The organism is Pseudarthrobacter albicanus (assembly GCF_018224015.1).
Taxonomy (GTDB): domain Bacteria; phylum Actinomycetota; class Actinomycetes; order Actinomycetales; family Micrococcaceae; genus Arthrobacter; species Arthrobacter albicanus.
The window spans coordinates 1-21,973 of the sequence record NZ_JAGPOT010000054.1 but is presented as its reverse complement, the minus strand read 5'-3'; the positions used below and the strand labels follow the sequence as shown (position 1 = coordinate 21,973).

Sequence of the window (21,973 nt, the reverse complement as noted above, 5' to 3'; positions counted from 1 at the left end):
GCCTACTGAATCGCCCCCAGGAGTCAGCCATGCCGCATTCCCTCTTCGGTACCCGCATCATTGCGGCCCCCATGGCCGGCGGGACGTCCACCCCGGCCTTCGTCGGCGCCGTGCACGCCGCCGGCGGCCTGGGGTTCCTCGCCGCCGGCTACAAGAGTGTCGAGGCGATGCAGGCGGAGATCCGCAGCACCCGGGCCGCCGGGGTGCGCTTCGGGATGAACGTCTTCGTCCCGGACCGGGCCCAGCTGGAGCCGTCCGGGGCCCTGAGGGCGCAGCTGGAGGAGTACAGGTCCCGGCTGCGGGCGGATGCCGAACGTTACGGGGTGGAGGTCCCGCCGCTCCGGCTCGATGACGACGACGCCTGGCAGGACAAGGTCGCGGCGCTGCTGGAGGACCCGGTGGAGCTGGTCAGCTTCACGTTCGGGCTGCCGGGTCCGGACGTGGTGCGCGCGCTCCGGCGGGCCGGCTCCGCGGTGATCGCCACCGTCACCACCCCGGCCGAAGCGCTGGAGGCCGCCGGGCAGGGCGTCGATGCGCTCGTGGTCCAGCACGTGAGCGCCGGAGCCCACAGCGCGGCGTTCCAGCCGGGCGCCGGAAGCCGGAGCGCCGGTCAGGGTGTGCCCCAGCCGGGCACGACGGCGGAGCTGGTCACCCGGGTGCGGTCCGCCGTCGGACTCCCGTTGGCCGCTGCCGGCGGGGTGATGGACCGGGCAGGGCTGAACGCCGTAGTGGCTGCGGGAGCGCAGGCCGCCCAGCTGGGCACCGCATTCCTCCGGACGGATGAGAGCGGCGCCCGGCAGCTGCACAAGGACGCCCTGGCCAGTCCGCACTTCGCCGAGACGCAGCTCACGGCCGCCTTCACCGGCCGGCAGGCCCGGGCCCTGGTCAACGAGTTCGTCCGGGACCACGCCGATGCCCCGGAGGTCTATCCGGCCGTCCACCACCTCACCGCGCCGCTGCGTGCGGCGGCGGCGGCCGCCGGGGACCCGGAGCGGCTGAACCTCTGGGCCGGCACGGGCTGGCAGCGGGCGCAGTCCGGCCCGGTCGCAGGCATCCTGGCGGGGCTGCTGGCGGACGACTGACCGTGCGGATGACGTCCCGCCGGCCGGCCCCGGGCGCACGGTGCCTCGGACTCGGGCGCACGGTGCCTCGGATTCCGCGCCGGGCTCGCCGGAAAGCTGCGGGGTCGCCGCAAGCTTCCGGCGACCCCGCAGGGTTTCCGGCGAATTGGCCGCACGGCTCCTCGGACGGAGCAGTGGGCGGTTCAGCCTCCTGAGCGTTCGCGCACGAATCCGGCCAGCAGCGCCGGCCCCTCGGTGAGCACGAGTTCCCGGAACAGCCGCAGCGCGTCAGGCTCGGCGTCGGCTCCGCCCGGGCGTTCCCGCCATGCCACGCCGATCTCACGGAAGGCCAGGGCTGACTCCAGCGGGATCTCCACCCAGCCCAGGTCGCCCTGCCGCTCCGCCGTGTGGCGGCCGGGCGCCAGGCCTCCGGGCGGCAGGATGCTGACGCCGAGTCCGGCCGAGACGAGGCCGCGGACCGTGTGCGTATCCTGGCTTTCGAAGGCGATGCGGGGCCGGAACCCGGCTTCCCGGAACAGCGCATCGGTCAGCGACCGCATCCCGTATCCGGGTCCGAGCGCCACGAACGGATCCTGCCGGACATCGGCCAGTTTTGCGCCCGCGCGTCCCGCCAGAGGGTGGCGGTGGTGCACGACGAGCCGCAGCGGTTCCCGGTACAGGGCTGCCGAGGCGATCCTCCGGCCGGGTGCCGCGACGGGAGCTGTCAGGGCCAGGTCGGCGGCGCCCGCGGCCAGCTCCGCGAGGCAGCCGTCCCTGGCACCCTGGCTGAGGTCGAAGGCCGTCTGCGGGTGCCGGTTCCGGAAGGCGCTGATCAGCAGCGGCAGGGTCGCCTCGCCGAAGGTGTGCTGGAAGGACACGGCGATCCTACCCCGCACCACCTCCGACTCGTGCCGGACCAGGTCAAGTCCGGCCTGGAATTCGGCCAGCGCGGCCTCGATGTGGGGCAGGAGCGCCCTGGCTGCGGGCGTCAGCCGCACCCCCCGTCCGTCCCGGACCAGCAGTTCGGTGCCCACGATGGCACTCGCCCGGGAGACGGCCCGGCTGACCGTCGACTGCGGCAGTCCCAGCACCTCGGCGGTGGCCGTGATGTGCTGGGTGCGCCCGAGCTCGGCCAGCAGCGGCAGGAGCGGCAGCAGCTGCACGAGTTGTTTGTGCTCCACGTCCATGCCCCGGCCCGTCCTCGGTCGTTCTCCATCGTCCTGCACCGTCCTGAACCGTTGCAAATTACAGATTGATTCTACGGAGATCATGCATTGGATGCATAGCTAAGGAAGGATCTAGTCTGGAGGCATGCCCCGCTTTCCCAGACCGCACGGACCCGCCCCGACGTTCCAGCCCGGGCCGCCCGGTTGGGCCGGACATCCGAAGGGCTCCGCGGCGTACCGGAGGATCCTTGCCGGCCTGGCCTTCGCTGGCGTCGCGACGTTCGCCCAGCTGTATTCCACCCAGGCGGTGTTGCCCATGATGGCGGCGGACCTGCAGGTCACGGCGGCCGGAGCGGCGCTGACCATTTCCCTCGCGACGGTGGGACTGGCGGTGACGGTGCTGCCGTGGTCGTTCCTGGCCGACCGGATCGGCCGGGTCCGGGCCATGATGTGGGGCATCTGCGCCGCGACCGCCCTGGGGCTGCTGGTCCCGCTGGCCTCCAGCTTCCCGCTGCTCCTGGGCCTGCGGATGCTCGAGGGCATGGCCCTTGGCGGCATCCCGGCCATCGCCATCGCCTACCTCAATGAGGAGGTCAACAAGGCCCACGCCGCCATGGCCGCCGGAAGCTACGTCGCCGGCACAACCCTGGGCGGGCTCGCCGGGCGCCTCGTGGCCGGCGTCGTCGGAGAACTGTGGGGCTGGCGGGGCGCCGCCCTGGCGGTCTCCATCCTGGCCGCCGCGGCCGCCGTCCTGTTCCTGGTCCTCGTGCCGCAGGCCCGGGGATTCGCGGCCGCGTCCGCCGGCGGCTTCCGCGGGGCGATCCGGACCCTCGCCGGGCACGGCCGGAATCCGCGGCTGCTGGCCCTGTACATCCAGGCCTTCCTGCTGATGGGCGGCTTCGTGGCCGTCTACAACTACCTCGGCTTCCGCCTTTCCGGCGAGCCTTTCAGCCTGCCGGCCACCGCCATCAGCCTGATCTTCCTGGCCTACCTCTCCGGAACGGTCTCCTCCCGCTGGGCCGGCGGGCTGACGCTGAGGTTCGGCCGGCGCAACGTCCTGATCTCCGGGACCATCCTCATGGCGGCCGGCCTCGCCCTGACCTTGACCCAGGTGCTGGCCCTCATCCTCGCGGGCCTGCTGCTGTTCACCGGCGGCTTCTTCGCGGCGCACAGCATCGGCGCGGGCTGGACCGGAGTCATTGCCACGACGGGCCGGGCGCAGGCTGCCTCGCTCTACAACCTCGCCTATTACCTGGGCTCCAGCGTCATCGGCTGGGCCGGCGGCCTGGTCTTCCAGTCGCTTGGCTGGACCGCCCTCGCCCTCGCCGTGATCGGGCTGGCGTGCACGACGGCGGTGATCACCGCCGTCGTGCATCCCGCTGCCGCTGCCCCGAAACCGGTTACGGGCAGCTAGCGCGTGGCCTCGATGGCCTGGACGAGATCGGCCACGATGTCAGAGGGATCCTCGAGTCCCACCGACATGCGCAGCAGGCTGGCGTGCGGCCTGGCGTCGGCCGCCACCGGGCGGTGGGTCAGCCCGGCCGGGTGCTGGATCAGGGTGTCGATACCGCCGAGCGAGACGGCGTGCGTGATCCACTTGACGGCTGAGGGAATCCGCTCGGCGTGCTCCGCCCCGGCAAGCTCGAACGCCATGAGGGAACCCGGGCCGGACATCTGTGTGCCGATCAGTCCCTGCGGATCGCACTCCGGCAGGCCCGGGTAGTAGACACGCTGCACCAGTCCGTGTTCCGCCAGGGCGGCGGCGACCTTCTGCGCGCCGGCCTGCTGGGCGCGCACCCGGACGGGCAACGTCGCCAGTCCGCGGTGCAGCAGGTATGCCGGCCACGGGGTCAGGATGCCCCCTGTCACGGCCCGGATCCGGCGCAGCCTTCCGGTCCATTCGGGGGCGGCGGCCACCACGCCGCCCATCGCGTCGCCGTGCCCGCCCAGGAACTTCGTGGCACTGTGCAACACCATGGCGGCGCCGTGCCTGAAGGGCTGCTGCAGGACCGGGCTGGCAAAGGTGTTGTCCACCAGCAGCGGGACGCCGTCGGCCGCCGCGGCCACCCGGGCGATGTCCACCAGCTCCAGGCTGGGGTTCGCCGGCGTCTCCAGGACCACCAGGCCGGTGTCCGGCCGCAGCGCACCGTGGACGCCTTCCGGCGTCGTGAACGTGACCTCGTTGCCCAGCACGCCCGAGGCCAGCAGATGGTCGCTGCCGCCATACAAGGGCCGCACCGCCACCACGTGTTTCCTGCCGGTCGCCACCACGGCGAGCAGCACGGCGCTGAGCGCGGCCATGCCGGTTGCAAAGGCCACCGCCTCGGGGGTGTCTTCGAGGACGGCGACGCCCTCTTCGAAGCGGGCCACGGTGGGGTTCCACAGGCGCTGGTAGACGGTGCTCTGGCCCTCCAGATGCGTTCCGCCGGCGGCCATGTGCTCGTAGGCCAGGCCGCCGTCGTGCACGGAGGACAGCGGCGCCGTGGTGGAGAGGTCGATGGGCACCGCATGTACGCCCAGTGCGGTGAGTCCGTTGCGGCCGGCGTGGACAGCCAGCGTGTCGTGAGATATCACGTTGCTCCTTATGAATATTCGCCCTTGAATACGCCCAGTATCTGGCAATAATTCGGGATCTTACAGAGCTGGTAAATGGAACTGCCGGAATGGGGCGTTTATGATGAACTGATGACACTTCAAGGAGGATCCGTGAGCAGCAGTGCGAAGAATATTCGGCCGGCCGGCGCCGGCGAGCCGCTGGACGCCATCGATGAGCGGCTGCTCGCGGCGCTGGTGGCCGATGCGCGCATCTCGAACAAGCAACTCGCCGAGCAGGTGGGGATCGCCCCGTCCACGGCCCTGATGCGCACCAGGGCCCTCTCGGAGCGCGGGATCATCCAGGGCTTCGAGGCGAAGCTCAGCCTGTCCGCGATCGGCCGCTCGGTCCAGGCACTGATTGCCGTCCGCCTCCGCGCCCACGACCGCGAGCAGATCGACCGCTTCACCGCCCGCGTTCCCAAGCTGCCCGCGGTGCTCTCGACCTTCCACACCTCGGGTTCGGTCGACTACCTGCTGCACATCGCTGTGGCCACCACGGAGGATCTGCGCGACTGGGTGCTGGACAACCTGGCCACGGATCCCGTGGTGGGCCACACCGAGACCACCCTGGTCTTTGACCACATCCAGGGCAACCACGGCCCGCTGCCGGAATAGCCTGCCGGAATAGCCCGCCGGAGCCCGCTGCCGGACCAGCCGCCGGGCCACGCTGCCGGACCAGCCGTGGCGGCTGCCCGGCGTCAGGACCGCCGGCGCAGCGCCGCGCCGAGGGTGGCAGCCGCCAGTGTGAACGCCGCAATTGAACACAGCACGACGAAGCCGGCCACGGCTGCCTGGAGGCCGAAGGCTGCCGCCGCGAGTCCCAGCCCGATGACGGGGAATGCACTTCCGAGGTACGTGATGACGTACACGGTGCTGATGATCTGGGCGTGTCGGGCTGCCTCGACCTTGCCCGCGACATCGTTGAAGACGGTCCGGAAGGAGAGGCCCTGCCCGATCCCGGCGGTGATGCTGGCCAGGATCAGCAGCCAGGGGCTGCTCCACGCGGCGGCCGCGGCGATCAGCAGCACGGACACCCCGAGCACGGCCAGTCCCACGGGAACAACGAAGCTGCCACGCACGGCCAGCAGTTGGCTGAGCGCGGAGGATCCGAGCGTGAGCCCCGCCAGCAGCCCGATCAGGGGCCGTGAATCGGCGTGGACGATCTGCGCGAAGTAGCCGGGCGCGAGTGAGAGGCAGAAGCCGAAGACCGCGAAGCTGAGGAACCCGACGGCCGAGGCCAGCCAGAAGGCTCCCCGGGCCTCGCGGGAAACGGAGGGGCGGCGGGGCGCCAGGACCTTCAGCGGCTGCGGACCGGCAGCCTGGCTGATGGCGGGGCGCGCCTTGAGCAGATACAGCGGGACCAGCAGGGCGGCCAGCAGGAAGGAATGCAGGTAGTACGGCGTGGACGTCGGCCCGGGCAGGAGCGAGAGGACACCCCCGATGGCCGGCCCGGCGGCCACCCCGCCGGCGGATGCCAGGAGGGTGAACCGCGAGGCCCATTCGGGACGGCTTGGCAGCAGCTCACGCAGGGCGGCGGAGCTCGCGCCGGTGGCAAGCGCCACCGCGATGCCCTGCAGCGCCCGGCCGACGGAGAGCGCCAGCAGGCTGTCCGCGGTGGCGAAGACCGAGCCGCCGGCGAGGCCCACCAGCACAGCCAGCACGAGGGCCGCCCGGCGGCCGATGTGGTCCGACCAGTGGCCGGTCAGCATGAGCGTGGCCACGAGGGCCAGCACGTAGGCGGAGAAGGCCACCGTGACGTCCAGCGCGGTGATGCCGAGCTTCGCCTGCAGGAGCGGGTAGAGCGGGGTGGCCAGATTCGCCCCGACGAGCAGCGTGAAGATCACGACTCCGGCCATTGCCAGCCGTGCCGTGGTGGAAGCGTCCCAGCCCCGGCGTCCAGCCGTGGCGGGGCGCATGCGAAGTTCGCTGAAGACAGTCATGTCGGTGCCCTTGCGTGGTGCCGGGCCGCGCTTTCCCTCTTATGGAGGAACCGGCTGGCCCGGTTGAAGATTGATACCTACAGAATGAGGCATCAGTGACGAATCGGACTGCAATTTGTGCGAATATTGATCAAAACAGTCAATCGTGGGTCGCCACAGTGAGCCGGAGTGATGATTTGAACAGCCTGGACCCCACCGACCTGAAGATCCTGCTGGAACTGATCCGGGATCCGCGGATCCAGATCGGTGACCTTAGCGAAAACCTCGGCATCGCGCGGAACACCGCCCAGTCCCGGGTGCGCCGGATGCTGCGCTCCGGCCTGCTGCACGACGGCGGCCGGGAGATCGACCTCGAGGCGGTGGGCTACGACGTCGTCGCCTTCGTGACGATCGAGGTGAACCACCGGGAGCTCGACGGGGTGGTGGGTGCCCTGCGCCTGATCCCGCAGGTCCTGGAGGTGCACGAGATCTCGGGCCGCGGCGATGTCTGGTGCCGGGTGGTGGCCACGGACACGCACGGCCTGCAGGCCGCCTTGCGTTCCATCCTCAGGATCAAGGGCGTGATCCGGACGGAGACCGTGCTGGCCCTGCACACGCACATCCCGTACCGCACGGAGCCGCTCATCAGCCGGCTGGCCCAGGGCAGCGCGCTGGCGCCCGGCCGCGCGAAGTGATGCACGGCGCCGCTTCCGCAGGCTGGATAATTGGCCCGTGACTATCATCGATAACGCCGTCTACGTTGACGGCGTCCGCAGTGCCGAGCCGCAGAGCCTCGAGCAGACTTTCGAGACCCTGGCCAGGCACGGCGGCATGGCCTGGATCGGGCTGTACCGGCCGACGGAAAGCGAGATGGCCGCCGTCGCGGCCGAGTTCGGCCTGCACGAACTGGCCGTGGAGGACGCCATTTCCGCGCATCAGCGCCCCAAGCTGGAGCGCTACGGCGACAATCTGTTCACCGTGCTGCGGCCGGCCCGGTATCTGGATGACACCGAAACGGTGGAGTTCGGCGAACTGCACGTCTTCACCGGCAAGAACTTCGTCGTCACGGTCCGGCACGCCGAAACGGGCAGCGTCGCGCAGGTCCGCCGCCGGCTGGAGGGGCGGCCGGATCTCCTGGGCCACGGTCCCGAGGCGGTGCTGTATGCCCTCGTGGACCAGGTCGTGGACGACTATGTCCCGGTCGTCCTCGGGCTGGAAAATGACATCGACGAGATCGAGGACCAGCTCTTCAGCGGCGATCCCAGGGTATCCCGGCGCATCTACGAGCTGGCCCGGGAAGTCATCCAGTTCCAGCGCGCCCTCCACCCGCTCCCTGCCATGATGCAGCTGCTGCGGCGCGGGTTCGAGAAATACGGGGTGGACACGGAGCTCCAGCACAACCTCCGGGACGTCGAGGACCACGTGGAGCGGCTGATCTCCCGCGCCGATTCCTTCCGTGACCTGCTGCAGAACGCCCTCACGCTTGACGGGACGCTGACGGCAAACCGCCAGAATGAGGCCAGCGCGAAGCAGAATGAGCAGGTCAAGAAGATCTCCTCCTGGGCGGCGATCTTCTTTGCGCCCTCCTTCGTGGCGGGCGTCTACGGCATGAACTTTGACCATATGCCGGAACTGCATTGGGCCCTGGGCTACCCCATGGCGATCGGCCTGATGGCGGCCACGGCGGCGCTGATGTACGGAATCTTCAAGAAGAAGGGCTGGCTGTAGCCCTGCCCCGTCGCCGCACTACTGTATCTGCCCCTACTGTATCTGCCCCTATTGGGAGGTCCGCCGGTTGCGCGCCAGGGCCACGAGCCGTGAGAAAGCCAGAATGAAGGCCGCCTCGATCAGCACCATCAGCCCGAGCAGCAGCCACTGGCCGCTGCCGACGAAGGCGACCGCCCCGATGAGGACCAGCGTGGTTCCGAGGACCAGCGCATAGACGGCGAAGCCGAGCGCCACGCGGGCGCTGCGCACCCCCGTCCGGAAGCCGAACCCCTGGGGCTCGCCGCCGGGGTACCCTCCGATTCGGTCGGGGCCTGCGGGCTTGAGCCTGTCGAACTCTTCCCAGGGGTCCCGGTCCTGATCCTGCTCGGTCATAGTTCCATTATCCCGCGGATCCGGCGGGTCGGCAGTGTCCGCATGCCCTCAGGCGGCGCGCACGTCGATTTCACCGCGTTCTGCGCCGTCGGCGCCGAAGACGAGGTGCCGGTTGGCGATCTTTTCGGTGAAGAAGCGGTCGTGGCTGACCACCACGACGGCGCCGGGGAAGTGGAGCAGCGCCCGCTCCATGACCTGGGTGCTGGACATGTCCAGGTGGTTTGTCGGTTCGTCCAGCAGCAGCACGGAGGCTCCGGAGAGCAGGCATTGGGCCATGGCGACGCGCGCCTGCTGGCCGCCGGAGAGGTTTCCGATCCGCTGCTTGAGGTCGGCCTCGGAGAACTGGAACATCGTCAGGAAGCGGTTCACCGACTTTTTCGTCGCCGTGAAGGCGAGGCTGCCCGGCATCGCGTTGACGGCGTGGGTGACCGTGTCATCCGGGTCGAGGTCCTCGAGCACCTGGTTGTAAGACACCACGGCCGCCCCGCCGGCCCAGGCAACGGTGCCGGAATCGGCGGGTTCATCCCCGGTCAGCACGCGCAGCAGGGTGCTCTTGCCGCTGCCGTTCGACCCCAGGACCGCAATCCGGTTGCCCCGCCTGATTTCCAGGCTCAGCCCGGTGAAGAGTGCCTTCCCGCCGTAGGACTTTCCGAGCCCTTCGATGCGGCACAGCACGTCCTTGACGTGCAGGCCCCCGTAGATCTCGGTGATGATCTGGTCCACGGGCCGGGGTGCCCGGGATTTCTTGATCCGGGCCAGCTGGTTGCCCAGGCTGCTGCCGGCCGCCTTCGCGGCCTCACGGCGGTCGGCGATGCCCTCGGCCTCGAACGCCAGCAGTTCGGACTCGTGCACGAACTGCGCCTCGAGGGTCTTGAGCCGGAACTGTTTCTGGATGACGTACTCACCGAAATTGCCGGGGTACTCGTGGAGGTGGAAGTTCTCCACCTCGATGATCCGGGTGACGACGGCGTCCAGGAACTTCCGGTCATGCGAGACGATGACCGCGGCGCCCCGGAAGTCCCGGAACCAGGCCTCGAGCCACTCGACGCCGGCCACATCCAGGTAGTTGGTGGGCTCGTCCAGCAGCAGCACGTCGGGGGCCTCGAGCAGGATTTTGGCCAGGGCCGCGCGGTTGCGCCAGCCGCCGGACAGTTCGTCGATCGCGCAGACGCGGTGGGCCTCGTTGAACCCGAGCGTGGTCAGTACGGTGTCGATGCGCCGTTTGTAGTCCCAGCCGTCGAGGCGGTCCATGTCCTCGAACAGGCCGGCCTGGCGGTTGACCAGCCGGTCCAGTTCCGCGGCATCCGAGGGGTCCGCCGCGATGTCGGCGTCGATCGAGGCCAGCTCGGCTTCAATGGACTTGATGTCGGAGAACAGCCCGTCAAGCACGTCCGTGATCGTGGCGTCGCCGTTCAGCTCGGAGAACTGCGAGAAGTACCCGACCTTCGTCCCCAGTTCAAGGGTGACGGTACCGGTGTCCGGCGCCACCTGGTCAAGGATCAGCTTCAGGATGGTCGACTTGCCGGACCCGTTCCTGCCGATCAGCCCGACCCTGTCCTTCGCATCGAGGCGGAAAAACGCCTCCCGCAGGATCTGTGTGTTGTCGAAGCGGACGCTGACGTCTTGCAGCCGGATCAGGCTCATGGGTGTTTCTCTCTCGAATGGGGGTTGTGAGGCCGGGAACGGCATGGCGCGATTTTGCGGCGGGGCCTGGGACTAGCGGGGAACGAGCCGCCACAGGGAGGTGACCTCGGCAGAGCGCGCTTCGAACAGCGGATCGCTGCGGTCGGATGCCTTCGGATGTGTTGGCTTGGTGTCGAGCCGCCCCATCACGTCCAGCCCGGCCGAGTCAATCGCGGACAGCAGATCGTTCCGGGACCGCAGGCCAAGGTGCTCGGCCAGGTCCGAGAGGACGAGCCAGCCCTCGCCGCCCGGCTCCAGGTGGTCGGCGAGCCCGTTCAGGAAGCGGAACAGCATCCGGCTACCGGGGTCGTAGACGGCGCTGTCCAGGGACGAATGCGGCGTGGCCGGAATCCACGGGGGGTTGCACACGATGAGCGGTGCCCGTCCGGGCGGGAACATGTCGGTCAGGACGGCCTCGGCACGGTCCGCGACACCGAGGTTCCGGAAATTCTCGCCGGCGCAGGCGATTGCACGCGGTTCATTGTCCGTTGCCACCACGCGGCGGACGCCACGGCGCGCGAGGACGGCGGCGAGCACCCCGGTGCCCGTTCCGACGTCGAACGCCAGCGTGTCAGAGGGCAGCGCAGCGGCGGCCACGAGATCCACATACTCACTCCGGGTCGGGAAAAACGTGCCATAGTGCGGGTGGATGCGGCCCTGCAGGGCGCCGACGTAGACGCCGTTCCTGCGCCACTCGTGGGCTCCGATTGCGCCCACCAGCTCATGCAGGGACACAATCGAAGGTTCGCCGATTGCGCCGTACGCCTCGGCGACAGTCTCCCGGAGATCCGGGGCCCGCCGCAGCGGCACCACGGCGCCCGGATCCAGCGGAACCAGCAGCAGGCCGAGCATGCGTGCACGATGCGAGCGCGACTGGCGATATCGATAGAACCCATCGGCCGCGGTGCCAGGGGTCTTCTTCGTTCCGGCGCCCAGACGGCGGTCCATGGCGTTGAGGATCTGCCGTGCGTTGTGGAAGTCACCGTGCCACAGCATCGCGATGCCCTGGGACGCCATCCGGTTCGCGTCGTCGGCCGTGAGGGAGTCGGTGACCACTTCGACGCGCGTCGGCGCCGCCCTGCCGTTGGCCGAAAGCCATCGGGCCGTCCTGCTGCCGCCGGCCTCGGCCCAGGCCACGACGGCGTGCCCGTCCGGGGTGGCAGCGCCCGGCGTGGCAGCGTCCGGGGTGGCAGCGCCCGGGGCCTGCACGCCCGACGTCGGGATTCCCAAGGGGGCTTGCGCGTCGGTAGTGATAAAGGTCCATTCCCAGCGTCCGAGGGCGGATCGGAGACTGACGTTTGCGCGGAAAATCCGCGGCGTCCTACGAGCTGGCCCGGGTTTCCGGCGAGTCGTCCGGCCGCGAACCGGGCTGGATCGCTGGCCAGCCATGCCGTTCAAGCTGCATTCTCAGGATACAGGTGGGCATGGCCGCCGTCCGCCACCGCCGGAACAGGGAGCTTCCGGCGGGCCCCGGCCTGTTACCTGGCCTGTTACCCGGCGAGGCGTCCGCGCACGATCTCGCTGACGGCCTTGCCGTCGAAACGTCCGGCGACCTTGGCGGTGACCGGCTTCATCACGGCGCCCAGCTGCCGGATGGACAGCTCGACGCCGTCCGCCTTCAGGGCCGCAATGACGTCGTCGACGATGGCTTCCACCTCGGCGGGGCTCAGTGCCTTCGGCAGATACGCCTCGATGACCTCGGCTTCGGCGATTTCGGCTGCGGCACGGTCTGCCTCGCCAGCCTCCGTGTAGATGCGGGCGGTGTCGTGCCGCTTGGCGGCTTCCTTCTGCAGCAGGGCCGTCACCTGGGCATCATCAAGCTCGACCGGCGTCTTGCCGGACTTCTCCCGGGTTTCGATTTCTCCGAGGACGTTGCGCACCGTGGTGAGCGCAACCTTGTCGTGGTCCTTCATGTGCCTGACCACGTCTGTGTGCAGCCGTTCTTTAAGTGTGCTCATGGTACTCATCGTCTCATTGCCTTGGCCCGGGCGGGCCATGCTGAGCTTCGTTTGAACCCGTGAAATCTGTGGAGCTAAGGAGATTCGAACTCCTGACCTCTTCGAATGGAAGAGCCGCCAATGATGTGGTCCATTGATAAATAGTCGGTGGAACTTCGGCTAGATTTCGCGGAAAAGTCGTTCATTGATAGGCGCTGGACTGACGTCGGTTTTCAACATTTGCGCCCTATAAACGGCCCCCTCAGCCCACAGGCTACGCTCAGATGCCATCCCCTGCCTTCCTAGCCTTTCACCCCATGCAAGGGCCTGCCTTTGAGGTCTGCCCCCAGGGCAGCGGAAAAGTCCATTGCCACAGTCGCAGCCAAGGCACCGGCTTGTTCCAGATGGCGGCCAAAGCGTTGTTTCGGTGCACTGACGTTGATAGCGGCAACGATTCTCTGTTTGAAGTCGTACACGGGAGCGGAGACGCCGACGACGCCGAGCTCGAACTCTTCGTCCACCACCGCGTAGCCGCGACGGCGGATCTGGGCAATCTCGGCGCAGAGCTCCTCGAACGTCTCGATCTTGAACGGGGCGTGCCCGGCGGACGGGACCTGCCCGGATTCCAGCGCCAAGGGCGAGAGATCCTGTTCCCCGGTACCCCGTTGCGCCGAAATCTTGGCCGCATGGACGTCGTACCAGTCCCGGAGGGCGGTGGAGTCCCAGTCGCTGACCAGAACCCGGCCGGAGGACGTCCCCCAGGCATCCACACTGACGCCCTCCCAGCCCAGCGCCCGGTAGGTGTGGTTGGACATTTCGCTCTTCAGCGTCAGCACGGTCCCGCCGCGCAGCACGCAGAGGTGCGTGGTCTCGTGGGTGGCTGCGGAAACGCGCTTCAGATAGGGCGCCGAAGCGCTGACCATCCGGGCCTCGGCGGTCCTGGCCGCCAGCGCATAGAGCCCGTACCCCAGGCTGTACAGCAGGCTGTCCGGATCGCGGCTCACCAGCCCGGCCTCCGCGAGGGTGGCCAGTGTCCGGGATACTTGCGCTTTGTCCCGTCCGGCAATCTCGGCCACTTTGCTGACACCGAGCCCGGATGCTTCAACTGCTTCCGGTGAGCCCAGGATTTCCAGCAGTTCCAGGTCGCGGCGCAGGCCGGAGGAGTTGCGCCGTGCGGGGCGGGCAATGGCGTCACTTGCGCCTTTGGGAGAGTCAGTCACACGATGACCATAACAAGCCCGCGTTGACATATCAACAACTCGTATTGTGCAGAAGGGAACGCGGCCTTTAGGGTTATGGCATGGCTCACGCAGATGTGAACCACGATCCTTGACCCGACGAAGTGAAAAGGAGGATCACGTTGAACGACTCGTTCTTCTCGGACTTCGGTACGTTCCTCACGAAGAGATCGGCAGACATCGCCGAATCCGCCACCCAGCACCTGGTGGTCGTTTTGGTTTCCCTGCTGATCGCCACCGTAGTCGGTGTCGGCATCGGAGTGCTGGTCTGGGACAAACCCATCAGCCGCTCGGTGGCCATAGCCGGCGCCGGCGTGGGCCTGACCATCCCGTCCATGGCCCTGCTGGCCCTGCTCATCCCCGTGCTCGGACTCGGCTGGACCCCCACCATCGTGGGCCTGGCTTTTTACGCGCTGCTCCCCATCATCCGGAACACCGTGGTGGGGCTGCGGGAAGTGCCGCCCGCTGTCTCCGAATCCGCACTCGGCATGGGCATGGGCAGGGTCAGGACCCTGTTCCGTGTCCAGCTGCCCATGGCCTGGCCCGTTGTCCTCACCGGGGTGCGCGTCTCCGCCCAGCTCTCCATGGGCATCGCCGCCATTGCGGCCTACGTAGGCGGTCCGGGCCTTGGCGAAATGATCTTCAAGGGCCTGTCCAGCCTCGGTTCCAAAAACGCGCTCAACTTCGCGATCGTCGGCACCGTCGGCGTGATCGTCCTTGCCCTCCTGCTGGATGGGGCGTTCGTGCTCATCCGCCGCCTCACTACCTCAAGGGGACTTCGTGCCTGAATCACTCTCCCGTCCGGCCGCCGGCGCCCGGATCGTCCTGAAAGACGTCACCAAGACGTACCCCGGCCAGGCAGGCCCCGCCGTCGACTCCTTCTCCATGGACATCGCCCCTGGCGAACTGATCATGTTCGTGGGGCCCTCCGGCTGCGGCAAAACCACCACCATGAAGATGATCAACCGCATCATCGAGCCCACGTCCGGGTCCATCACCATTGACGGGGAAGACATCCTGTCCCTGAACCCGAACGAACTCCGCCGCCGGATCGGCTACGTGATCCAACAGATCGGCCTGTTCCCGCACATGAGCATCGCCGAGAACATCTCCGCGGTCCCCAGGCTCCTCGGCTGGGACAGGAACAAGATCCAGGCCCGCGTCGAAGAGCTGCTCTCCGTCGTCGAACTCGACCCCAGGACCTACGCGTCCCGCTACCCCCGTCAGCTCTCCGGCGGCCAGCAGCAGCGCGTTGGCGTGGCCCGGGCCCTCGCCGCGGATCCTCCCGTCATGCTCATGGACGAGCCCTTCGGCGCCACGGACCCCATCACCCGCGAAAAGCTGCAAAGCGAATTCCTGCGGCTGCAGGAGAAACTGAGCAAGACCATCGTCTTCGTCACCCACGACTTCGACGAAGCAGTCCGCCTCGGAGACCGGATCGCTGTACTGTCCGAACGATCCCAGATCGAGCAGTTCGACACCCCCGCGAACATCCTGGCCAATCCCGCCAACGACTATGTCTCCCAGTTCGTCGGTCACGGTGCGGCCCTGAAGCGACTGGGCCTCATTCCCGTGCACCAGGCGGCCCTCGGCCCCAACGTCGCCGTCCGCGGAGCCATCGAAGTCAACGTTAACGATTCGCTCCGCGACGCCCTCGACTCCCTCGTCCTGTCCGGCGGAACCCCGGTCGCGGTGGTCAACGACCAGGGCCGGGTAGTGGGATCCATCGACATCGAAAAGATCTCCGCCGTTCTCGGCGCCGAAATCCTGCCTCCCGCGCTGGCCGGGGGAGTCCGGCCATGACGGCCCAGGCCACACGGGACCTGTCCACCGCATTCGGAACAGCCTCCAACCGGCGCGGGAAGTATTTTCCCGTCAAACGCTTCGGCACCCCGATCGTCATCGTGCTGGCCCTGCTTGCGCTGTTCCTGTGGATCTCCTCGCTCCAGCTGGACTCGATCGAGCTGCGCACCCTGAACTGGACATACCTGCAGGACCGGACCTTCGAGCACCTCCGTCTTACCGTGGTGGCATCTGCCATCGTGGCGGTCATTGCCATCCCTGCCGGCATCGCGCTCAGCCGGGTCCATTCCAAGGCCGTGCACGCCGTTGTCTTCGGCATCGCCAACATGGGCCAGTCCACCCCGGCCATCGGCCTGGTGATCCTGCTGGCGATTGTCTGGAAGCTCGGTTTCGAAGTGGCGCTGGTGGGCCTGGTGGCCTACTCCGTCCTGCCGGTCCTGCGGAACACCCTCGTGGGTCTGGAACAGGTGGACTCAAGCCTCACCGAGGCCGCCCGCGGGATGGGCATGCGTCCGCTGCAGGTCCTCACCAGGATCGAGCTTCCCCTCGCCATCCCGGTGATCGTTGCCGGGCTCCGGACCGCCCTGGTTTTCTGCGTGGGGGTAGCCACGGTTGCCACGTTTATCAACGCCGGAGGCTTGGGCGACATGATCGTCAACGGACTCAAACTCCAGCGCTGGCCGGTCCTGATCACCGGCGCCGTGGTGGTCTCCTGCATCGCCCTGACAATTGACTGGCTGGCCGGGCTGGCTGAGGACCTTCTCAAGCCCAAAGGCATCTAGCCACCTCCACCCACCGAAGCCTTTCCACGCTGCCAGGCCCTTCCGGCACTGGCTCCTGCCCACTCCAGCAAAGGACCCACCATGAAGAAACCCGTTCTCGCCCTCCTGGCCACCGGCGTCGTTGCCGCACTGAGCCTTACCGCCTGCGGTGGAGCCGCGACCTCCTCCACCAGCGACGGCAAGGGCAAGGAGCTCGACGGACTGACCGGTGCCATCGGTGCAAAGGACTTCTCCGAGCAGTTCATCCTCTCCCACATCACCAGCCAACTGCTGAACGCGCACGGAGCCCAGACCACCACCAACACCAAGGTGGTGGGCTCTTCCAACGTCCGCACCGCCTTCGAAACCGGCCAGTTCGCCGGCTACTGGGAATACACCGGAACGTCCTGGATTACCTACAACAAGCAGACCACTCCGCTCAAGGACAAGAAGGAAATGTTCGACGCCGTGAAAGCCGTCGATGCCAAGAAAGGCATCGCCTGGCTGGACCCGGCTCCGCTGAACAACACGTACGCCTTCGCGATCCGCGAGGATAAGGCCAAGGAGCTGAACGTCACGTCCCTCTCCGACGTCGCCAAGCTCCCGGCAAAGGAGCAGACCTTCTGCATGGAAAGCGAATTCTCCACCCGTGATGACGGCTGGCCCGGACTGAAGAAGGAATACGGACTGAGCCCCGATGCCAAGGTTTCCATGCTGGACACCGGCGTTATCTACACCACCACCCAGAAGGGCCAGGACTGCAACTTCGGGGAGGTCTTCGAAACCGACGGCCGCATCCCCTCCCTGAAGCTCCAGGTCATGGAGGATGACAAGCACTTCTTCCCCATCTACCAGGGGGCACTCACCATCAAGGCGGACATGCTCGCCAAGTACCCGGCCATCGCCGACATCGTGGCCAAGGTCTCCCCGAAGCTCACCACCGAGGTCATGCAGAAGCTCAACGCCAAGGCCGACGTCGACGGCGACGATCCGGACCAGATCGCCAAGGAATGGCTCACCTCGGAAGGGCTGATCTAGGGATGACCGAGCAGCAGACACAACCCACCTCCCGGGCCCGGCAGGTGGGTCAGCAAGCAGTCCAGATCGGCGAATCGTTCAACGGCGACGGCGTCAACGCGGCCCACGTGAACACCGTCCTGGGCCACCGGGACGGACCGGCAGGAACCGCCTGGGCCACGGCCCTTGCGACGCCGAGTGCAGGCCACGTCCCGTTCGTCACCGTGCTCCGGCCCTCGCTGCCGGTCAAGCCGCTCACCCTCTTCGTCACGAAGGCCGCACCGGTCAATGACCGGCACGGGACGTTGATCTGGGGCGCCGCCCAGGCGGGCATCGCCGCCGGCGTCGCGGACGCCCTGGCCAGCGGTACTGTCACCGAAGAGCAGGCCGATTCGCACGTGGTGATCGCCGCCGTCTGGGTCAACCCCGGCGCCGACGACGAAGACGCCGTGTACCGCAACAACCGCGAATCCGCCCGCACCGCGCTGGCCAACGGCGCCCGGCAGTTGCCCTCCACAGCAGCGGTGATCGAAGCACGCCACTTCCCGTCCAATCCGTTCTTCACCCCGAGAGGCTGACAACAATGAAGATCACCGCTATCCGGCTGACCCGCATGGTTCTGCCCCTGGACCCTCCCTTCAACGCCGCCTGGGACCCGGTACCCCGGACGTCCTTCCCGGCCACGCTGGTGGAGGTGGACACGGACGAAGGCATCACCGGTGTGGGTTCCGGCGACACCATGGACGGCTTCGAGGCCTACGAGCACCTGTTCATCGGCACCGATCCGCTGGCCATCCTCAACCAGGTCCGCCGGATCGAGACCATCAACTTCCACGGCGGCCGCTACTGGCCCCTCGAAGCCGCCCTCTGGGACATCATCGGCAAAGTGGCCGGCCTTCCCGTCGCCACCCTCTTCGGCGGTGCCCGCGACCGGCTCGTGGCCTACGCCTCCTCCGGCGAACTGAAATCCCCGGTCGCCCGGGCTGAATCCGCTCTCGCAGCCAAAGACCGCGGCTTCAAAGCCATGAAGATCCGCATCTCCCGCGACCGACTCGACGAAGGCCTGGAATCCGTCCGCGCCGCCCGCGAGGCCGTGGGCAGCGACTTTGACCTCATGGTGGACTTGAACCAGATGTGGCGCATGAGCGGGGACATCGAGCCCGCCCTGGAACTGTCCAAGGTGCACAAGCTGGCCGCCCGGCTGGCCGAACTCGACGTCCGCTGGCTGGAAGAGCCTCTCCCCCAGGCAGACATCAAGGGCGCCCAGCGCGTCCGCGAGCAGACCGGCATCCAGGTGTCCGGCGGCGAGATGGTCCGCAGCATGGCCGAAATGATGGCACTGATCGAAGCCGACGCCTACGACATCTACCAGCCTGACGTTGCCCTGGCCGTCGGCATGTACCGGGCCCGGCAGGTGGCCGAAACCGCGAACCTCAAGCACCGGTTCTTCACCCCGCACACCTGGAGCAACGGCCTGGGCCTGCTGGCCAACCTGCACGTCGCTGCCGGGGTGGACGCAGGCCCTTACCTGGAATTCCCCTACGATCCGCCGGGATGGACCCCGGAGCGGCGGGACTTCTTCATGGAGCCGCTGGACATCGACGGCGACGGGACCCTCAGGGTCCCCGATCTCCCCGGCTTGGGCGCCGTCATCGACTACGACGCCGTCAAAAAGTACTCGGCCTAAGGAACAGGCAATGACAGCAACAAAGAACGACTGGATCCAGCGGGCCGCCGCGCAGCGCCCGTCCACGGGGCTCTTCATCAACGGCGGCTTCCGGAACGCCCGCAACGGCGGCACCTTCCCCACCATCTCCCCGCGGGACGGCTCCGTCATCGCGCAGGTGGCGGCGGCCGGGGAGCAGGACGTGGACGACGCCGTCCAGGCAGCGCACCGGGCCTTCGACGCCGGTACATGGTCCCGGACCGACCGGCGCCACCGGCAGCAGGTACTCACCCGCCTCTCGGAACTCATCCTCCAGAACGCCGAGGAACTGGCCCTGCTGGAATCCACGGACAGCGGCCACCCGATCGGCGACGCCCTCGCCGTGGACGTGCCCAGTTGCGCCCGCACGTTCCGCTGGTACGCCGAAGCCATCGACAAGGTGTACGACGACGTCGCACCCACCCCGCGCAACGCCCTCGCCATAATCTCGCGCGAACCTCTGGGCGTGATCGGCGCCGTCGTGCCGTGGAACTACCCCCTGATCATCTCCGCCTGGAAGGTGGCCCCGGCCCTGGCGGCCGGGAACTCGGTGGTCCTCAAACCCTCCGAGCAGACCAGCCTCAGCGCCCTCCGCCTGGCCGAACTCGCCTCCGAGGCCGGCGTTCCGGACGGCGTCTTCAACGTCATCCCCGGCCTGGGACACGTGGCCGGCGCCGCACTGGGCCGGCATCCGCTGGTGGACAAAATCACCTTCACCGGGTCCCCCGAGGTGGGCCGGTACTTCCAGCGCTACGCCTCCGAATCCAACGGCAAGCAGGTGGCGCTGGAGCTGGGCGGCAAGTCACCGCAGGTGGTGCTGCACGACGTCGGCGACATCGCCGCATGCGCCTCCGCCGTAGCCTGGGGAATCTTCTACAACGCGGGCCAGACCTGCCACGGCGGCTCCCGGCTGCTGGTGGACGAGCGCGTGCACGACGAACTGCTGGAAGAAGTGATCAAGGTGGGCCGCTCGCTGCAGCTCGGCGACCCGCTGGACCCTGCCACGCAGATCGGCACGATCATCGATGACCAGCAGCTGCAGAGCATCCTGGGCTACTACCGGATCGCCGAATCCGAAGGCATCAGCATCGCCACCGGCGGCAACCGGATCCGTCCGGTCGGCGTCGAAAACGGCTACTACCTCGAACCCACCGTCCTGGACCGGGTCAACAACGCCGGACGCATCGGCCAGGAGGAAATCTTCGGGCCCGTCCTGGCGGTGAGCACCTTCCGCGGCGCCGCCGAGGGCGTTCGCATGGCCAATGAGACCAAATACGGGCTCGCCGCGAGCGTCTGGACCCAGGACGTCACCAAGGCGCACACCGTGGCGCGGGAACTGCGCGCCGGGACCGTCTGGGTGAACACCTTCGACGTCGCGGACATCATCACCCCCTTCGGCGGCTTCAAGGAATCCGGCTTCGGCAGGGACCGCTCCCTGCACGCCCTGGACGCCTACTCCGCCCTGAAAACCACCTGGATCAACCTGGGCGACGCGCCCCTGGACGAGGACTGACTTCCTTGGAAACGAGACCTGAAGCAATGACTGCACCAACACACGCACCCGCCGCCGCAGCTTCTACGCAAGCGCCTCTGACTCCCGGATCCGCCAGGATCGGATTCATCGGCCTCGGCAACATGGGCTCCGGCATGACCAGCAACCTGCAGGCCGCCGGTTTCCAGCTGGTCGTCAACGACGTCCGCCGCGAATCCGCTGCGGAACTGCTGGCCAACGGCGCCGAGTGGGCCGACAGCGCCGCGGCCGTCGCCGCCGGCTCCGACGTCGTGATCACCATGCTCCCCACTCCGAAGCATGTGGAGACCGTCGCCATGGCACCCGGCGGCATCCTGGACGGGCTGGCCGACGGCGGCACCTGGGTGGACATGTCCACCTCCGTCCCCGAGGTAGCCAACCGCGTCCGGGAAGCCGGTGCCACGCGCGGCATCCGCGTCCTGGATGCACCCGTCAGCGGTATGTCCGTGGGTGCCGCGAACGGCATGCTGCAGATCTTCATCGGCGGCGAGGCCGCCGACGTCGAACGCCTCCGCCCGGTGTTCGAAGCGATGGGCGATCCCGAGCGGATCCTGCACGTGGGCGGCCACGGCGCCGGCTACGCCGTGAAGCTCATGATCAACCAGCTGTGGTTCTCCCACCTCGTTGCCACCGCCGAAGTGCTCAGCACCGGCGTCAAGGCAGGCGTGGACCTTGAAGTCCTGCGGCAGGCTCTGATCGCCAGCCCCGCCAACTCCAACTTCGTCCAGAACGACGTCCTGTCCATCCTCAACCACGGCGACTACGACGAGGGCTTCGCCATTGCCCTGGCCTGCAAGGACCTGGGCCTCTCGGTGGACCTGGCCCGCTCCGTGGGCGTCCCCGTGGAACTGTCCTCCCTGGTGGAGCAGCTTTACCGCCGGGCCAAGGCGCTCTATGGCGACAAAGCCGGCGAAATGACCCCGGTGAAACTCTACGAAGACGCCATTGGCGTACAGCTGCGCACCACGGTAGAAGGAGCCTGACATGCACACCCAGATGCAGATCCACGCGGAGCTGGCCTCCACCGAACTGACCCTTGACCCAAAGCCCACCGCCTACTTCGGCCGTGGCCGCGTGGCCGAGGTCGGCGGAATCGTTGCCGCACTCGGGGCCACATCCGCACTGATCGTCACCGACCCGTTCCTCGCCACCACTGACGTTGTCTCCGCCGTCCGCGCCTCCCTCGAGGCTTCGGGCCTGGCCGTCACGGTGTTCGACGGCGTCACCCCCAACCCCACCACCACGTGCGTGGACGCGGGCTCGGACCTCGCCGCGGCCGCCGCCGTAGACGTGCTGGTGCCCGTGGGCGGCGGCTCATCCATGGACGCCGCCAAGGGAATCTCCCTCGGCGCCGTAAACCAGGCGCGTGGCGCCGGACTGGACTACAGCAACCATTTCGCCAACCCGGCGCTGCCCATCGTTGCCGTCCCGACGACGGCCGGCACCGGAGCCGAGGT

General features: G+C 68.0%; 22 protein-coding genes. 14 read left to right on the top strand and 8 right to left on the bottom strand.

What is annotated here, in order from left to right:
• The first annotated feature begins 29 nt into the window (after positions 1 to 29).
• Positions 30 to 1,082, top strand: a complete 1,053-nt coding sequence (locus J9611_RS13050) for a nitronate monooxygenase (RefSeq protein ID WP_211880749.1) — start codon at positions 30 to 32, stop codon at positions 1,080 to 1,082.
• A gap of 182 nt (positions 1,083 to 1,264) precedes the next feature.
• Here J9611_RS13050 and J9611_RS13045 read toward each other — a convergent pair whose 3' ends face one another.
• The gene (locus J9611_RS13045; protein WP_211880748.1) at positions 1,265 to 2,248 is read right to left on the bottom strand and encodes a LysR family transcriptional regulator; all 984 of its coding nucleotides are present in this window, start codon (positions 2,246 to 2,248) and stop codon (positions 1,265 to 1,267) included.
• A 124-nt stretch (positions 2,249 to 2,372) separates the two neighbouring features.
• Here J9611_RS13045 and J9611_RS13040 point away from each other — a divergent pair, with 124 nt between their 5' ends.
• Positions 2,373 to 3,641: an MFS transporter gene (locus tag J9611_RS13040; RefSeq protein WP_211880747.1), complete on the top strand. Its 1,269-nt coding sequence runs from the start codon at positions 2,373 to 2,375 to the stop codon at positions 3,639 to 3,641.
• On the opposite strand, the gene J9611_RS13035 is transcribed toward J9611_RS13040, so the two are convergent.
• Positions 3,638 to 4,801, bottom strand: a complete 1,164-nt coding sequence (locus J9611_RS13035) for a trans-sulfuration enzyme family protein (protein WP_211880746.1) — start codon at positions 4,799 to 4,801, stop codon at positions 3,638 to 3,640. The two genes, J9611_RS13040 and J9611_RS13035, sit on opposite strands and share 4 nt — an antisense overlap.
• A 132-nt stretch (positions 4,802 to 4,933) precedes the next feature.
• On the opposite strand from J9611_RS13035, the gene J9611_RS13030 reads away from it, so the two are divergent.
• On the top strand, positions 4,934 to 5,437 hold the full coding sequence (locus J9611_RS13030) for an Lrp/AsnC family transcriptional regulator (protein ID WP_211880745.1): 504 nt from the start codon (positions 4,934 to 4,936) through the stop codon (positions 5,435 to 5,437).
• 83 nt (positions 5,438 to 5,520) lie between these two features.
• Here J9611_RS13030 and J9611_RS13025 read toward each other — a convergent pair whose 3' ends face one another.
• Complete coding sequence (locus J9611_RS13025) at positions 5,521 to 6,762, bottom strand: MFS transporter (protein ID WP_211880744.1); 1,242 nt, start codon at positions 6,760 to 6,762, stop codon at positions 5,521 to 5,523.
• A 176-nt stretch (positions 6,763 to 6,938) separates the two neighbouring features.
• On the opposite strand from J9611_RS13025, the gene J9611_RS13020 reads away from it, so the two are divergent.
• The gene (locus J9611_RS13020; RefSeq protein ID WP_211880782.1) at positions 6,939 to 7,436 is read left to right on the top strand and encodes an Lrp/AsnC family transcriptional regulator; all 498 of its coding nucleotides are present in this window, start codon (positions 6,939 to 6,941) and stop codon (positions 7,434 to 7,436) included.
• Between the two features lie 37 nt (positions 7,437 to 7,473).
• Positions 7,474 to 8,469: a magnesium/cobalt transporter CorA gene (corA, locus tag J9611_RS13015; protein WP_211880743.1), complete on the top strand. Its 996-nt coding sequence runs from the start codon at positions 7,474 to 7,476 to the stop codon at positions 8,467 to 8,469.
• A gap of 48 nt (positions 8,470 to 8,517) precedes the next feature.
• On the opposite strand, the gene J9611_RS13010 is transcribed toward corA, so the two are convergent.
• The 5 genes from J9611_RS13010 to J9611_RS12990 form a co-directional block, all read right to left on the bottom strand.
• Positions 8,518 to 8,841, bottom strand: a complete 324-nt coding sequence (locus tag J9611_RS13010) for a hypothetical protein (protein WP_211880742.1) — start codon at positions 8,839 to 8,841, stop codon at positions 8,518 to 8,520.
• A 48-nt stretch (positions 8,842 to 8,889) separates the two neighbouring features.
• A complete protein-coding gene (locus J9611_RS13005; RefSeq protein WP_211880741.1) occupies positions 8,890 to 10,485 on the bottom strand; it encodes an ABC-F family ATP-binding cassette domain-containing protein in 1,596 nt (531 codons plus the stop codon).
• 72 nt (positions 10,486 to 10,557) lie between these two features.
• Entirely contained in the window at positions 10,558 to 11,661 is a 1,104-nt protein-coding gene (locus J9611_RS13000) for a methyltransferase (protein WP_211880781.1), read from the bottom strand.
• A 353-nt stretch (positions 11,662 to 12,014) separates the two neighbouring features.
• Positions 12,015 to 12,482, bottom strand: a complete 468-nt coding sequence (locus tag J9611_RS12995; protein WP_211880740.1) for a GatB/YqeY domain-containing protein — start codon at positions 12,480 to 12,482, stop codon at positions 12,015 to 12,017.
• 281 nt (positions 12,483 to 12,763) lie between these two features.
• Positions 12,764 to 13,681, bottom strand: a complete 918-nt coding sequence (locus tag J9611_RS12990) for an IclR family transcriptional regulator (RefSeq protein WP_307857096.1) — start codon at positions 13,679 to 13,681, stop codon at positions 12,764 to 12,766.
• Positions 13,682 to 13,821: 140 nt separating this feature from the next.
• Here J9611_RS12990 and J9611_RS12985 point away from each other — a divergent pair, with 140 nt between their 5' ends.
• The 9 genes from J9611_RS12985 to J9611_RS12945 form a co-directional block, all read left to right on the top strand.
• Positions 13,822 to 14,487 carry an ABC transporter permease gene (locus tag J9611_RS12985; RefSeq protein WP_211880738.1) on the top strand — a complete coding sequence of 222 codons (666 nt, stop codon included), beginning with the start codon at positions 13,822 to 13,824 and terminating at the stop codon, positions 14,485 to 14,487.
• Positions 14,480 to 15,502 carry an ABC transporter ATP-binding protein gene (locus J9611_RS12980; RefSeq protein ID WP_211880737.1) on the top strand — a complete coding sequence of 341 codons (1,023 nt, stop codon included), beginning with the start codon at positions 14,480 to 14,482 and terminating at the stop codon, positions 15,500 to 15,502. The genes J9611_RS12985 and J9611_RS12980 overlap by 8 nt, the downstream gene beginning before the upstream one ends.
• Positions 15,499 to 16,284: an ABC transporter permease gene (locus J9611_RS12975; RefSeq protein ID WP_211880736.1), complete on the top strand. Its 786-nt coding sequence runs from the start codon at positions 15,499 to 15,501 to the stop codon at positions 16,282 to 16,284. The genes J9611_RS12980 and J9611_RS12975 overlap by 4 nt, the downstream gene beginning before the upstream one ends.
• Positions 16,285 to 16,365: 81 nt before the next feature.
• The gene (locus J9611_RS12970) at positions 16,366 to 17,301 is read left to right on the top strand and encodes a glycine betaine ABC transporter substrate-binding protein (RefSeq protein WP_211880735.1); all 936 of its coding nucleotides are present in this window, start codon (positions 16,366 to 16,368) and stop codon (positions 17,299 to 17,301) included.
• Positions 17,302 to 17,303: 2 nt separating this feature from the next.
• Entirely contained in the window at positions 17,304 to 17,858 is a 555-nt protein-coding gene (gene fae, locus J9611_RS12965; RefSeq protein WP_246527775.1) for a formaldehyde-activating enzyme, read from the top strand.
• Between the two features lie 5 nt (positions 17,859 to 17,863).
• On the top strand, positions 17,864 to 18,967 hold the full coding sequence (locus tag J9611_RS12960; protein WP_211880733.1) for a mandelate racemase/muconate lactonizing enzyme family protein: 1,104 nt from the start codon (positions 17,864 to 17,866) through the stop codon (positions 18,965 to 18,967).
• Positions 18,968 to 18,977: 10 nt separating this feature from the next.
• Complete coding sequence (locus J9611_RS12955) at positions 18,978 to 20,498, top strand: aldehyde dehydrogenase (protein WP_211880732.1); 1,521 nt, start codon at positions 18,978 to 18,980, stop codon at positions 20,496 to 20,498.
• Between the two features lie 26 nt (positions 20,499 to 20,524).
• Positions 20,525 to 21,499: an NAD(P)-dependent oxidoreductase gene (locus tag J9611_RS12950; protein ID WP_211880731.1), complete on the top strand. Its 975-nt coding sequence runs from the start codon at positions 20,525 to 20,527 to the stop codon at positions 21,497 to 21,499.
• A 1-nt stretch (position 21,500) separates the two neighbouring features.
• Positions 21,501 to 21,973, top strand: a 473-nt coding sequence (locus tag J9611_RS12945) for an iron-containing alcohol dehydrogenase (RefSeq protein WP_211880730.1), incomplete at its 3' end; no start/stop codon positions are given.

Coding starts and splice junctions, on each gene's coding strand:
- J9611_RS13050 (WP_211880749.1), top strand. CDS start 30: ATGCCGCATTCCCTCTTCGGTACCCGCATCATTGCGGCCCCCATGGCC.
- J9611_RS13045 (WP_211880748.1), bottom strand. CDS start 2,248: ATGGACGTGGAGCACAAACAACTCGTGCAGCTGCTGCCGCTCCTGCCG.
- J9611_RS13040 (WP_211880747.1), top strand. CDS start 2,373: ATGCCCCGCTTTCCCAGACCGCACGGACCCGCCCCGACGTTCCAGCCC.
- J9611_RS13025 (WP_211880744.1), bottom strand. CDS start 6,762: ATGACTGTCTTCAGCGAACTTCGCATGCGCCCCGCCACGGCTGGACGC.
- J9611_RS13010 (WP_211880742.1), bottom strand. CDS start 8,841: ATGACCGAGCAGGATCAGGACCGGGACCCCTGGGAAGAGTTCGACAGG.
- J9611_RS13005 (WP_211880741.1), bottom strand. CDS start 10,485: ATGAGCCTGATCCGGCTGCAAGACGTCAGCGTCCGCTTCGACAACACA.
- J9611_RS12995 (WP_211880740.1), bottom strand. CDS start 12,482: ATGAGCACACTTAAAGAACGGCTGCACACAGACGTGGTCAGGCACATG.
- J9611_RS12975 (WP_211880736.1), top strand. CDS start 15,499: ATGACGGCCCAGGCCACACGGGACCTGTCCACCGCATTCGGAACAGCC.
- J9611_RS12970 (WP_211880735.1), top strand. CDS start 16,366: ATGAAGAAACCCGTTCTCGCCCTCCTGGCCACCGGCGTCGTTGCCGCA.
- fae (WP_246527775.1), top strand. CDS start 17,304: ATGACCGAGCAGCAGACACAACCCACCTCCCGGGCCCGGCAGGTGGGT.
- J9611_RS12960 (WP_211880733.1), top strand. CDS start 17,864: ATGAAGATCACCGCTATCCGGCTGACCCGCATGGTTCTGCCCCTGGAC.
- J9611_RS12955 (WP_211880732.1), top strand. CDS start 18,978: ATGACAGCAACAAAGAACGACTGGATCCAGCGGGCCGCCGCGCAGCGC.
- J9611_RS12950 (WP_211880731.1), top strand. CDS start 20,525: ATGACTGCACCAACACACGCACCCGCCGCCGCAGCTTCTACGCAAGCG.